Source organism: Streptomyces sp. ADMS (genome assembly GCF_033441795.1).
Lineage (GTDB): Bacteria > Actinomycetota > Actinomycetes > Streptomycetales > Streptomycetaceae > Streptomyces.
In genome coordinates this window covers 1-12,659 of sequence record NZ_JAVFVX010000158.1, presented here as the reverse complement: position 1 = coordinate 12,659, position 12,659 = coordinate 1, and the positions used below count along the sequence as shown (strand labels likewise).

The following is a 12,659-nucleotide window of genomic DNA, read 5'->3' as shown; positions in this document are numbered from 1 at the left end:
ACAAACCCACTGGCCACAAACCTGAAACGGTGACCCGCGAAGTCCGGGCCTAGAACGCCGGAAGGAGGCGAGGGCGACGCGTCGGAGCCGGCCGTCCCGCCGACCGACCGTGGCGCGCGGCCTGCCGGCCGAGCGGCACGCACGCGTGGACCGCGATCCGACAGGACGTCAGGTCAGCGGTCCGGTGAGCTTCCGGGGCCCGGAGCCGGGGCCTGCGGCCAGGCTGCACACGACGTTGTCGATGCCCAACCGGTAGCCCACGGTGTCCGGATACTGCACCAGACTGCCCCGCACGGCACCCTCGGGCTGCTCGGCCGCCTCGCGTTTGAGGATTGGCCGGCACAGGGCGGACGCGGCGTTCCTCAGGGCGGTGTCCGTCGTGTAACCGCCTTCCAGTTCGGCCACCTCCACGACCTCGGCGTCGTGCGGACCGTCGCACGCGCGCTTCGCGGCCTGGCCGGGGTGGGCGGCATCGATGTCGAAGCAGTCGCCCGTTCGCAGCATGTGGTAGGGCACTTCGTCACCGGCCAGCGGGATGAGCGACTCCAGGTCGCTCGGGAACTCGCTGGGCAGGTCCGTGGGGAACTCGGTCGGAAGCCCGGTGGGGAACTCGGACGGCAGCGTGGGGAGCTTTGTGGGCAGCTCGGTCGGGAAACTGAACGACGGCTCGGGGGTGCTGCTTGCGTCCTGGCTGCTCTCCGGCGGGTTCTGCTCCGGGGTGACCTCGTCTCCGGAGGCGAGGAGAACCACGGCAATGACGGCTCCCAGCACGACGATCGCGGCGATCAGGATGAACAGAGGGTTCGGTCGCCTACCGGGTCCGCGGTGTCCGCCCGGGCCGTGCGGATCCTCGGGCGGCTCCGGTGGCAGCCAATCCCCGCCGCCCTGCGTGGGCGGTCCGTAGCCTCCCGGAGGAGGTCCGTAGCCCCTGCTTCCGTAACCTCCTCCGGAAGGCGGGCCGAAACCTCCGGGAGGTGGTCCGAAGCCACCGCCCGGAGGCGGGTTGTTCCCCGGCGGCCCGGGCGGCTGAGGCGGTACGGGCGGCATGGCCATACCGTCAAGACTCGCCGCGAACCGGTCAGCACGCGACCCCCACGCGGAAGTTGATACGGGCTCAGGCCATGGACCGCACGATTCCGGAGCAATGCACGCAGGAACCGTCACAGGGGATCAACCGGAGCACAGTTGCATACGGCAGTGACGGGGACGCCCATCGATGATGGGCGTCCCCCGGCGCACGGCTCAGCCGCGCGCCCCCAGCAGGTGGTCCATGGCCAGCTGGTCGAGCTGCTCGAAGGCCATCCCGCGCGCGGCCGTCGCCTCCACATCGAACTCCTCGAAGGCCGAGCTGTCCGCGAGCAGGCCCGCCAGGCCGTCCGCCGCCGTCGGCTGCGCCAGCTCGTCCAGGCGCGAGGCACGCAGGGCCGCCTGGACCTCCGGGTCGGCGCGGAAGGCGGCCGCACGCTCCTTCAGGATGAGGTAGTTGCGCATGCAGCCGGCCGCCGAGGCCCACACGCCGTCGAGGTCCTCGGTCCGCGGCGGCTTGAAGTCGAAGTGCTTCGGGCCCGCGTATCCGGCGCTCTCCAGGAGGTCGACCAGCCAGAATGCGGCACGCAGGTCACCGGCGCCGAAGCGCAGGTCCTGGTCGTACTTGATGCCGGACTGGCCGTTGAGGTCGATGTGGAAGAGCTTGCCCGCCCACAGGGCCTGGGCGATGCCGTGCGGGAAGTTCAGCCCGGCCATCTGCTCGTGGCCGACCTCGGGGTTGACGCCGTACATCTCCGGGCGCTCCAGGCGCTCGATGAAGGCCAGGGCGTGGCCGACCGTCGGCAGCAGGATGTCGCCGCGCGGCTCGTTCGGCTTGGGCTCGATCGCGAACTTCAGGTCGTAGCCCTGGGAGATCACGTACTCGCCGAGAAGGTCGAAGGCCTCCTTCATACGGTCCAGGGCGACGCGTACGTCCTTGGCGGCGCCGGACTCGGCGCCTTCCCGGCCGCCCCAGGCGACGTAGGTCTCCGCGCCGAGTTCGACAGCGAGGTCGATGTTGCGGATCGTCTTGCGCAGCGCGTAGCGGCGCACGTCGCGATCGTTGGCGGTAAACGCGCCGTCCTTGAAGACGGGGTGCGTGAAGAGGTTCGTGGTGGCCATCGGTACGCGCATGCCGGTCGCGTCGAGGGCCTGGCGGAAGCGCTTGATGTGCGACTCGCGCTCGGTGTCCGAGGACCCGAAGGGGATCAGGTCGTCGTCGTGGAAGGTCACTCCGTGGGCACCGAGCTCGGACAGACGCTGCACCGTCTCGACCGGGTCGAGCGCACGGCGGGTGGCGTCGCCGAACGGGTCCCGTCCCTGCCAGCCGACGGTCCACAGGCCGAAGGTGAACCTGTCCTCGGGGGTGGGCTGGTAGTTCATGCCGCGGCTCCTTGCTTGCTCCGACTATTTCGTCATGGCGCTTTACAAATTAGTATGCGGAAGCATCTCTGGGAAGAGACAACGTGTCCCTGAGCAGAGACTGAGGGTGAGAACGGGTCGCCGCGACCCGGACGCGCCCCGGAAAACACCAGGCCAGATCCCGCGGAGCCGCGGAAGAGGGAGAGCCCGATGTCAGCAGCCGAGGGTCCACTCGTCGTCGGCGTGGACACGTCGACCCAGTCCACCAAGGCGCTGGTCGTCGACGTGGCCACCGGGCACGTCGTAGCGACCGGCCAGGCTCCGCACACCGTCACCACCGGGGCGGGCCGTGAGAGCGACCCGCGGCAGTGGTGGAACGCCCTGTGCGAGGCGCTGAGCCAATGCGGTGACGCGGCCCGCGAGGCCGCCGCCGTGTCGATCGGCGGCCAGCAGCACGGGCTCGTCACCCTGGACGCCCAGGGCGAGCCGGTCCGTCCGGCGCTGCTGTGGAACGACGTGCGCTCCGCGCCGCAGGCCCGCCGGCTGATCGAGGAGCTGGGCGGCGCGAAGACCTGGGCGGAGCGCACCGGAAGCGTGCCGGGCGCCTCCTTCACGGTAACCAAGTGGGCCTGGCTGGCGGAGCACGAGCCGGAGGCGGTCCGCGCCACCCATGCCGTACGGCTCCCCCACGACTACCTCACCGAGCGCCTCACCGGCCAGGGCACCACCGACCGCGGCGACGTGTCCGGCACGGGCTGGTGGGCGTCCGGGACGGAGGCGTACGACGCGGAGGTGCTCTCGCACGTGGGGCTCGACCCCGCGTTGCTGCCCCGGGTGGTACGGCCGGGTGAGGTGGCCGGGACCGTCCGCGACGGCCACGACCTGCCGTTCTCCAAGGGCACCCTGGTCGCCGCCGGCACCGGGGACAACGCCGCCGCCGCGCTGGGACTGGGGCTGCGCCCCGGCACTCCGGTACTGAGCCTCGGCACGTCGGGCACGGTGTACGCGGTCTCGACGCACCGGCCCGCCGACCCGACCGGCACCGTCGCGGGCTTCGCCGACGCGCGGGGCGACTGGCTGCCCCTGGCCTGCACGCTCAACTGCACGCTCGCCGTCGACCGTGTCGCGGCCCTGCTGGGCCTGGACCGCGAGGCCGTCGAACCCGGCAAGGGCGTCACGCTCCTGCCCTACCTGGACGGTGAGCGCACCCCGAACCTGCCGGGGGCCACGGGGCTCCTGCACGGGCTGCGCCACGACACGACCGGCGGACAGCTCCTCCAGGCCGCGTACGACGGGGCGGTGCACTCGCTGCTCGGCGCCCTCGATCTGGTGCTCGACGCGGACGCGGACCGCTCGGCACCGCTGCTGCTGATCGGCGGCGGCGCGCGCGGCACGGCCTGGCAGCAGACCGTACGCCGGCTGTCCGGACGGCCCGTGCAGGTGCCCGAGGCCAAGGAGCTGGTCGCCCTCGGCGCCGCGGCCCAGGCGGCGGGGCTGCTGACCGGCGAGGACCCGGCCGCGGTCGCCCGCCGCTGGGACACGGCCCGGGGGCCGGTCCTGGACGCGGTGGCGCGGGACGAGGCGACGCTGGAGAGGATCGCCGGGGTACTCTCCGACGCATCGCCGCTGCTGGAGCGGGGCATGGACGCCGGGTGACGGACCCGAGGGACGCACACGAATCGACGGAGGCGAACCACACCCGCTGAGGAACGCCGACGGACTCCCCCGACGCCGACGGACGTCCGCCACGAACGTCGGCTCACGGACACCCACCGAGGACTGACGGAAGCATGACAGCACCGCTGCACGAGGCGCGTCCGCCCGGCGCCGGAGCCCGGCTGCCCGACACCCAGCAGGGCATGCGCCGCCGCAACCTCGCGCGGGTGATGCACACCGTCAGCGCCGAGGGTCCGCTGTCCCGTGCCGGGGTCGCCTCGCGCATCGGGCTGACCCGGGCGGCGGTGTCGACACTCGTGGACGAGCTGATCCGCTCGGGGCTGCTCGAAGAGCTGGGCCCCGAGCGGCCCGGCCGGGTGGGGCGCCCCGGGTCGGCACTCGCCGTGAGCGGCCGCGGTCCGGCCGGGATCGGCGCGGAGGTCGGGGTCGATCATCTCGCGGTCTGCGCGGTCGATCTGCGCGGCGAGGTGCGGGCACGCGCCGTGCGCCACGGCGCCAACCGCGGACGCTCCCCCGAACCGGTGATCGTGGAACTGACCGAGCTGGTGCGCGAGGTGCTCGCAGAGGCGGAGCGCGAGGGCCTGTGGCCGGCCGGTCTCACGGTTGCCGTCCCGGGGCTCGTGGGCCGCGACGGGCGGACGGTCGTCCGCGCCCCCAACCTCGACTGGCACGGCACTGATCTCGGCGCCCTGTTGCCCTTCGAGTTCCCGCTGACCGTGGACAACGAGGCCAACCTCGGCGCTCTGGCGGAACTCTGGCTGGGAGACGGCACTCCGCCCGATTTCCTGCATGTGTCGGCCGAGATCGGCATCGGCGCGGCGGTGGTCGTGGACGGGCAGTTGCTGCGCGGAACACGGGGTTTCGCAGGCGAGTTGGGGCATGTACCGGTCCGTCCGGAGGGGCCGGAGTGCCCGTGCGGCGGACGCGGGTGCCTGGAGCAGTACGCGGGTGAGGAGGCGGTGCTGCGGGCGGCGGGCGTCGAGCCCGGCGAGGACCGCGTCGGGCTGCTCGCCGAGCGCGCCGCCCAGGGCGACACGGACGTACGGCGGGCCCTGGACGGGGCCGGCACGGCGCTCGGCATCGCGCTGACCGGGGCGGTCAACCTGCTGGACCCCGAGACGGTCGTCCTGGGCGGTGCGCTGTCCGGGCTCGCGCCGTGGCTGCTGCCGTCCCTGGAGGCCGAACTGGCCCGGCGTACGGCGGGACCCGCCTGTTCCGTGTCGGTGTCCCGGCTGGGACCCGAGGGCCCGCTGCTGGGCGCCGCGCACTCGGTGGTGCGGGCGGTGCTGGACGATCCGGGGGCGGTGGCGGGGCGGGGCCGAGTGGCCCAGCCCCGCCCTTGATCCGCCGCACAGCACGCCGTCCGAACCCGTTCGGGTGACCGGGTTGTCCACAATCACTCGGTCATCCACCGAAAATCGGCAACGCTTCCTACCCAACCGCCGAGCGCCGTAGCGTGATCCACGTGAGGCGCCCCCACGGTCGGTGCGACACCGCTGGCACTCCGGCTCCTGGCCAAGCATCTCTCAGACATCTGCAACCCCCTGGCGCAGCAGTGCGTCCCTCAACCAGTACTCCCCCACCCCTGTCGAAAGGCCCCACGGATGGAGCGGACCAGGTCGTCCCCCAGCAGACGGCGGCTGTTGAAGAGCGCGGCGCTCGCCGCCGGCCCCTATGCCCTGCTCCCCGCGCCCCGGGCCGGCGCCCAGCCCCGGTCCCTGGACTACCCCATCGCCACCTGGGAGCCGGCGACCACCGCCAACTACACGGCGGCCGGCCGACCGGAGGCCCAGACTCCCGACCTCGTCGTCATCCACGTCACCCAGGCGTCCTACTCCAACACCCTGGCCGTCTTCCAGCACCCGCTGAAGAAGGTGTCCGCGCACTACGTCGTACGGTCCGGCGACGGACACGTGGCGCAGTGCGTACGGGAGCACGACATCGCCTGGCACGCGGGCGACTGGAACCACAACGTGCGCAGCATCGGCATCGAACACGAAGGGTGGGTGGACCGGCCCGGCTATTTCACGGACGTCCTGTACGAGAAGTCGGCGCAGCTGACCTCGACGATCTGCACGCGCTACGGAATACCGAAGGACCGCACGCACATCATCGGGCACTACGAGGTGCCCGGCACCGATCACACTGATCCCGGACCGGTCTGGGACTGGACGCGGTACATACGTCTCGTCAACGCTTCCTGAGCGGACCGGTGGTGCCGTCCGTCCGGTCGACTCCGTCGAAACGGTTGTCCTTGCCCATCCCCGGAGTGACGATGTCACCAGCCACATCGCAGGCCGGGGAGGCCGAGTTGACCGATCCATGGGTGGCCCTTGAACCGGGGGCCGATCCCGTCGAACGCGTACGGGTGCTGCGTCGCGCGCACGAGACGTTCACCGAGGCGGGGACGGTGACCCGGCCGGTGCGTTCCGTGGTGGCGGACTCCTGGCGGCGTTCCGCCCGGGCAGGGGTGGGACCGGACGGCACGGCGAGCGTGGAGCTGGTGGACGGCGACCTCGGCTCCTATCGTGCCGAGCATCCGCTGGCCCGGGTGATGCCGCTGTTCCGTGAACTCATGGGCACCTTCGCCGCCGACGGCGAGCACCTGCTCGCGGTGTGCGACGCTCAGGGCAGGCTGTTGTGGGTCGAGGGGCATCCCGCGACCAGGCGGCAGGCGGGGCGGATCAACTTCGTACCGGGTGCGCGCTGGGCCGAGTCGGCCGTGGGTACGAACGCGCCGGGTACGGCGGTCGCCGTGGACCGGCCGGTTCAGGTGTTCGCGGCCGAGCACTTCAGCCGGCAGGTGCAGCCGTGGACGTGCGCGGCGGCTCCGGTGCACGATCCCCGCACGGGACTGGTGCTCGGTGCCGTGGACATCACCGGCCGGGAGGGGCTCGCGCATCCGCACAGCCTGGGGTTCGTGCAGGCGGTGGCACGGGCCGCCGAGTCCCAGCTGGCGCTGCTGACTCCGGCCCGCCCCGCCGCGCACGCGCTCGGACTGACCGCACTGGGCCGCGACGAGGCCCAACTGCTCGTCGCCGGGAGCGCGTTGCGGCTCAGCCGTCGGCACAGCGAGCTTCTCGTCCTGCTCGCCCGCCACCCGGAAGGGCTGACCGGGGACGAGCTGTTGTGTGCGCTGTACGAGGACGAGTCGGTGACACCGGTGACGCTGCGCGCCGAACTGGCCCGGCTGCGCCGTGTCCTTGCTCCCGGGATGCTGACGTCGCGCCCGTACCGGCTGACGGTGCCGGTCGAGTCGGACATCGCCATCGTGGAACGCGCGCTCGAGACCGGTGCGGTCACGACAGCGGTGCGAGCGTATGCCGGCCCACTGCTGCCCGGTTCCCGGGCGCCGACTGTGGCCCGGCTGCGGCGCAGGCTCTCCAACGGCCTGCGCACCGCGCTCGTCGCCCGCCGGGACCCGGACCTGCTCGCCGACTGGGCCCACGCGCCATGGGGCGAGGACGACCTGGACGTATGGCGCGCGCTCGCGGCAGCGCGACCGACACCGGCCGTACGAGCACGCTTGAACGAACTGGAGTGGGAACAGGCAGCACCACGGGGCTGGGCACATCAGGCCGCCCGGCGCTGACGGAACACCGACGCTCGAAACCCGGGGGCGCGGTTCCCACGGCTCACGCGGGCGTCCGGCACCTGTCGGGCCACACCCCGGCACCCTCGTACGCATCGTGCGCCCGTGCATGAATCCGGAGCGCACCGCACCGCCGGAGCCCGCACGCAACCTGCCTGCAACGTCGGCGCTTCTAGCCTCACGACGAGAGCGGCCCAACGGCGGGCGGCTCTGCTGAGGGAGGCAGGCCAGCATGACCCGTTACGCGGCGCCCGGTACCAACGGCGCGATCGTCTCCTACCAGGCGCGCTACGACCACTTCATCGGCGGCGAGTACGTGCCGCCTGCCCGGGGGCAGTACTTCGAGAACCCGAGTCCGGTGAACGGGCAGCCGTTCACGGAGATCGCGCGGGGCACCGCCGAGGATGTGGAACGCGCGCTCGACGCGGCACACGCGGCTGCGCCGGCGTGGGGCCGTATGTCGGTGACCCAGCGGTCCGACATCCTGCTGAAGATCGCCGACCGGATGGAGGCGAACCTCGAACCACTGGCGGTCGCCGAGAGCTGGGAGAACGGCAAGCCCGTACGGGAGACGCTCGCCGCCGACATCCCGCTCGCCATCGACCACTTCCGCTACTTCGCGGGCGCCGTCCGTGCGCAGGAGGGGTCGCTCGGCGAGCTCGACGACGACACCGTGGCGTACCACTTCCACGAACCGCTGGGTGTGGTCGCGCAGATCATCCCGTGGAACTTCCCGATCCTGATGGCGGTCTGGAAGCTGGCGCCCGCGCTCGCGGCGGGCAACGCGGTCGTGATCAAGCCCGCCGAGCAGACGCCGGCGTCCATCCACTACTGGATGAGCCTGATCGCGGACCTGCTGCCTGCGGGGGTCGTGAACATCGTCAACGGCTTCGGGGTGGAGGCGGGCAAGCCGCTCGCCTCCAGCGCGCGGGTGGCGAAGGTGGCGTTCACGGGTGAGACCACGACGGGGCGGCTGATCATGCAGTACGCCTCGGAGAACATCAAACCGGTCACGCTGGAGCTGGGCGGCAAGTCACCGAACATCTTCTTCGACGACGTGTGGGCGGCGGACGACGACTTCCGCGACAAGGCACTCGAAGGCTTCACCATGTTCGCGCTCAACCAGGGCGAGGTGTGCACCTGCCCGTCCCGGGCGCTCGTCCAGCGCGGCAACTACGCCGACTTCCTCCAGGCGGCGGTGGCCCGCACCGAGCTCATCAAGCCAGGTCACCCGCTCGACACGGACACGATGATCGGCGCCCAGGCGTCGAACGACCAGCTGGAGAAGGTCCTCTCCTATCTGGACATCGGCCGACAGGAGGGCGCCAGGATCCTCACGGGTGGCGAACGCATCGATTACGACGGCGACTTGAAGGGCGGCTACTACGTCCAGCCGACGATTTTCGAGGGCGACAACAGGATGCGGATCTTCCAGGAGGAGATCTTCGGGCCGGTGGTGTCGGTGACGTCGTTCGACGACTTCGACGACGCGATCAAGATCGCCAACGACACGCTGTACGGTCTCGGGGCAGGCGTGTGGACCCGGGACATGAACACCGCCTACCGGGCCGGCCGCGCGATCCAGGCGGGCCGGGTGTGGACGAACTGCTACCACGCATATCCGGCGCACGCGGCGTTCGGCGGCTACAAGCAGTCCGGGATCGGCCGTGAGAACCACAAGATGATGCTGGAGCACTATCAGCAGACCAAGAATCTACTGGTGAGCTACTCGCCGAAGAAGCTGGGCTTCTTCTAGACACAGAAAAAGGGCGCCTGAACAGGGACGATGCCCTTCAGGCACCCTTCGGGACGCACAATTAGGCGAGGTTCGAAACAGTCCCTTACTCCCGATATCTCCACCTGTATCCCGGGTCTGACCAGCAGTTCCGGGGCATTTCCGGGCCAGAGTCCAGCTAAGAGGTCGCGCGGATAGGTGTGTGGTCATGGGCGGCGGTTGGGGCGTTCGTCCCAGCGGTGGGTCGTCCATGACTGACGGATCAGGCTGCGCACGGTGATGATGGTGTCGGCGAGGTCGAAGAAGGCGTCGATGACTGTGGTCCGGCGCTCGTAGCAGCGGGCAATGCGGTGGAAGGCGTTCTGCCAGGCGTGGGTCCCTTCGACATGCCAGCGCTGGCTTGCCTGGATCGGTGCCTTCTCGCCCTTGTGTGCGATCCGGCCGTGCAGGCCTCGTTCGCCGAGAACAGCGCGCGTCTTGTCCGAGTCGTAGCCGGCGTCCAGGTGCACGGTGATGATGTCCGGCAGCGGTCCCAGGTCGTCCAGGCGGTCCAGGGTCGGGGCGAGGAGCGGGGAGCGGGGAGCGGGGAGCGGGGAGTCGTGATGGTTCGCTCCGGCCAGTACACGGCCCAGTGGGATTCCGTAACCATCCGTCATGCCGGAGCGTTTCAGGCCCTGTTTGCCGCGGTCGACCGGTGAGCGTCGGGCGGCCTCGCCGCCGCCGGGGGCTTTGGTGATGGAGCCGTCGATAGCGATGTGGTCCAGGACGAGGCCCACGATGCGGTCGTAGGACTCCAGCGCGATCTGTTTGAGCCGGGCGAAGACGCCGAGCCGGATCCACTCGTCGAGGCGGCGGCGGATCGTGGTGGCCGAACAGGTCGTGTCGGCGATCGCCTGGTAGGAGCAGCCGAAGCGCAGGAGCTGCAGCAGTTCGCCGAAGACGATCCGGTCGCTGATGCGTGGGCGGTGGCAGCCCGCGGATGGTCCGGGTGATACCCGGGCCACTCGGGCAGCAGGGCGGCGAATTGGCCCCAGAGCGGTTCGGTCAGCCATGATGGCAGTACAGGCACAGGTCTCCCCGGTGATCACAGAGCGTCGCAACTCCATGATCGCCAAGACCTGTGCCTGTACTGCTGCCGGGGGTCCCACCACCGCACCGTCATGCCGGCCGCCTCCTGCTCACCGACCCCGAAAACCTGCACCCGAAGGAAACGACCCTGCTGGAGCAGATCGCCGCGGCCTGGCCGGCGATGACCGCACTCACCGATCTCATAGGCGGCTTCGCCGCCCTGCTGAAATCAGGCGAGGACAACGACGTGAAACTCACCGAGCGGATCACGGCCGCCCGTGCCGTCGACCTGCCCCACCTGCGCAGCTTCACCAACTGCCTCGAAATCGACCGGCCCGCCGTGAACGCCGACCTCACCTTGCTCGACCACAACGGCCGCACCGAAGGCGTCAACACGCGCATCAGAGGATCATGAGACAAATGCACGGACGCGCCGGATTCGACCTCCTCCGCCACCGCATCCTCCCGCCCTGACGGCTACCCGATGTCACCACAGACGGGTCAGAGCCGTTCGTTCGACAGACCCGTTACGGGGCGATTGTTGTGCACGGTCGGGCTATGCACAGGGGCGACGACTGGCCGCCATGCCCGATACCACCGCCGTCTTCGCCGCCAACGACCAGATGGCCCTCGGGGTACTGCGTGCCCTCCGCGAGGCGGGCCGCGACGTGCCGGGCGACGTCAGCCTGGTCGGCTACGACGACATCCCCGAGGCCGAATACGTGTGGCCTCCGTTGAACACGGTGCGGCAGGATCCCGGCGAGGCCGGGCGTCGCGCGCTGGAACTCCTTGTCGCCCAGATCGAGGGCGAGCCGAGAACAGGAACCTTGGTCGCGCTGGAGCCCGAACTGGTTGTACGGGGCAGCAGCGGCCCTCCTCCCTGGCTGCGGAGTCGGAACCAGCGGATCTTCCGGGACTACCGGCACGCCCATCCCGGGGACGCGACCCGATACACACAGCTTGAGCAGGCGGTCGTCGCCGCTGGTACAGGACCGGCCGGCGAACCTTTCCAGCCAGATCAGCAGCAACTGTACAACCCGGCTCCACGCGACGGCCGCCATTCGGCGTCGGCCGTCGCTCGCCGGTGCCTTTTGCCGATGCAGGGCATAGCCCCACCCTCATTTCGGCGGACGGGAGATCGTAGGCCGACCGGCCTCCATCATCTCGGCGACCCGGGCCATCGTCTCCCGCAGCCACATGTGCGCCGCGTCGTGCATGTGGACCGGATGCCACCACAGGGCCTGCTGGATCGGCACGGCGTCATAGGGCGGTTCCACGATGCGGACGTGTGCGAGTCCGTCCAACTCGTCGGCGAGACGCCTCTGGAGGAGAGCTACCCGGCGGGTGCCCACGACCAGGAGTGGCATCAGCTGGAAACTGTCGACGGAGACAGCCACGCGCGGCTCGATGCCGAGCATGGCAATCTGGCGGGCGGCGGGGGCGTCGTAGGCTCGTTGGTACGTCACCCATGGCAGTCGGGCCAGGTCGTCGAGGGTGAGCTGCTCGCCGACCTCGGGGTTGTCGTCCGCGACGAGGAAGACCCAGCTGTCCTGGTAGAGCTCGACCGTGGGGAAGCCGCGAATGATGCCATGGGGCAGCAGTAGCCCGTCCACGGTGCTGAGCAGCGACCCGGTACTGTCGATGAATTCGTTCGGTACCTGTTTGAACCTGAGCCGGATGCCTGGTGCCTCGGCTTGGACGGTGCGGGCAAGTTCGGCGCCGAAGACGGCAACCGCATAGTCCGAGGCGATCAGCGTGAACTCATGTTCCTCGCGGGAGGGGTCGAATTCGGCCTGACTGGCGAAGACGCGCTCCAGCAGGTCGCACGCGGTCGTGGTCCGGTCGAGGAGGGCCCGCCCGAGGGCGGTCAGTTCGTACCCTCCGCCCACCCGGGCGAGCAGGTCGTCGTCGAAGTGGCGGCGCAGCCGGGCCAGGGCCGCGCTCATCGCGGGTTGACTGAGCCCGATGCGCTGGCCGGCCCTGGTGACGTTGCGCTCCTGCAGGAGGGCGCGCAGGGCAACGACGAGGTTGAGGTCCAGGCTGGCCAAGTTCACGAAGCATCCCAATTCCGGAGCCAGCACCATCGGTATTCACCGGCTGGATTCTCATATACAGGAAATCGATTTCCCTGATTGCAATCTACTGGGCCAGATTAGTGGCACCGCAATCGGGAGGACATCTCCGTGACATCCGCAGCCG

The 12,659-nt window shown here is 70.3% G+C and carries 8 protein-coding genes and 3 pseudogenes; 7 read left to right on the top strand and 4 right to left on the bottom strand.

Annotated features, from left to right (window positions below):
• Positions 1-168: 168 nt before the first annotated feature.
• Together RB628_RS36860 and xylA are read right to left on the bottom strand one after the other, a co-directional pair.
• A complete protein-coding gene (locus RB628_RS36860; protein ID WP_318325004.1) occupies positions 169-771 on the bottom strand; it encodes a hypothetical protein in 603 nt (200 codons plus the stop codon).
• Between the two features lie 471 nt (positions 772-1,242).
• On the bottom strand, positions 1,243-2,409 hold the full coding sequence (gene xylA / locus RB628_RS36855) for a xylose isomerase (RefSeq protein ID WP_318325003.1): 1,167 nt from the start codon (positions 2,407-2,409) through the stop codon (positions 1,243-1,245).
• Between the two features lie 189 nt (positions 2,410-2,598).
• Between xylA and xylB the strand changes: the two genes are divergently transcribed.
• The 5 genes from xylB (at position 2,599) to RB628_RS36830 (ending at position 9,413) form a co-directional block, all read left to right on the top strand.
• Positions 2,599-4,044: a xylulokinase gene (gene xylB, locus RB628_RS36850; RefSeq protein ID WP_318325002.1), complete on the top strand. Its 1,446-nt coding sequence runs from the start codon at positions 2,599-2,601 to the stop codon at positions 4,042-4,044.
• A 134-nt stretch (positions 4,045-4,178) separates the two neighbouring features.
• Positions 4,179-5,408 carry an ROK family transcriptional regulator gene (locus RB628_RS36845; protein ID WP_318325001.1) on the top strand — a complete coding sequence of 410 codons (1,230 nt, stop codon included), beginning with the start codon at positions 4,179-4,181 and terminating at the stop codon, positions 5,406-5,408.
• A gap of 261 nt (positions 5,409-5,669) precedes the next feature.
• Complete coding sequence (locus tag RB628_RS36840) at positions 5,670-6,269, top strand: N-acetylmuramoyl-L-alanine amidase (protein ID WP_318325000.1); 600 nt, start codon at positions 5,670-5,672, stop codon at positions 6,267-6,269.
• A gap of 71 nt (positions 6,270-6,340) precedes the next feature.
• Positions 6,341-7,657 carry a GAF domain-containing protein gene (locus RB628_RS36835; RefSeq protein ID WP_318324999.1) on the top strand — a complete coding sequence of 439 codons (1,317 nt, stop codon included), beginning with the start codon at positions 6,341-6,343 and terminating at the stop codon, positions 7,655-7,657.
• A gap of 232 nt (positions 7,658-7,889) precedes the next feature.
• Complete coding sequence (locus RB628_RS36830) at positions 7,890-9,413, top strand: aldehyde dehydrogenase family protein (RefSeq protein ID WP_318324998.1); 1,524 nt, start codon at positions 7,890-7,892, stop codon at positions 9,411-9,413.
• 185 nt (positions 9,414-9,598) lie between these two features.
• Here RB628_RS36830 and RB628_RS36825 read toward each other — a convergent pair.
• Positions 9,599-10,461 (bottom strand): annotated as a pseudogene (locus RB628_RS36825) (IS5 family transposase).
• 54 nt (positions 10,462-10,515) lie between these two features.
• Between RB628_RS36825 and RB628_RS36820 the strand changes: the two are divergent.
• Positions 10,516-10,934 (top strand): annotated as a pseudogene (locus RB628_RS36820) (transposase); the annotation flags it as partial.
• Positions 10,898-11,317, top strand: a pseudogene (locus tag RB628_RS36815) (substrate-binding domain-containing protein); the annotation flags it as partial. The pseudogenes RB628_RS36820 and RB628_RS36815, both read left to right, overlap by 37 nt.
• 261 nt (positions 11,318-11,578) lie before the next feature.
• On the opposite strand, the gene RB628_RS36810 reads toward RB628_RS36815, so the two are convergent.
• On the bottom strand, positions 11,579-12,514 hold the full coding sequence (locus RB628_RS36810) for a LysR family transcriptional regulator (protein WP_318324997.1): 936 nt from the start codon (positions 12,512-12,514) through the stop codon (positions 11,579-11,581).
• Positions 12,515-12,659 lie beyond the last annotated feature (145 nt).

Bases quoted from the DNA above. Each gene is read 5' to 3' on its own strand.
- xylA (WP_318325003.1), bottom strand. From the start codon at position 2,409: ATGAACTACCAGCCCACCCCCGAGGACAGGTTCACCTTCGGCCTGTGG.
- xylB (WP_318325002.1), top strand. From the start codon at position 2,599: ATGTCAGCAGCCGAGGGTCCACTCGTCGTCGGCGTGGACACGTCGACC.
- RB628_RS36845 (WP_318325001.1), top strand. From the start codon at position 4,179: ATGACAGCACCGCTGCACGAGGCGCGTCCGCCCGGCGCCGGAGCCCGG.
- RB628_RS36840 (WP_318325000.1), top strand. From the start codon at position 5,670: ATGGAGCGGACCAGGTCGTCCCCCAGCAGACGGCGGCTGTTGAAGAGC.
- RB628_RS36835 (WP_318324999.1), top strand. From the start codon at position 6,341: ATGTCACCAGCCACATCGCAGGCCGGGGAGGCCGAGTTGACCGATCCA.
- RB628_RS36830 (WP_318324998.1), top strand. From the start codon at position 7,890: ATGACCCGTTACGCGGCGCCCGGTACCAACGGCGCGATCGTCTCCTAC.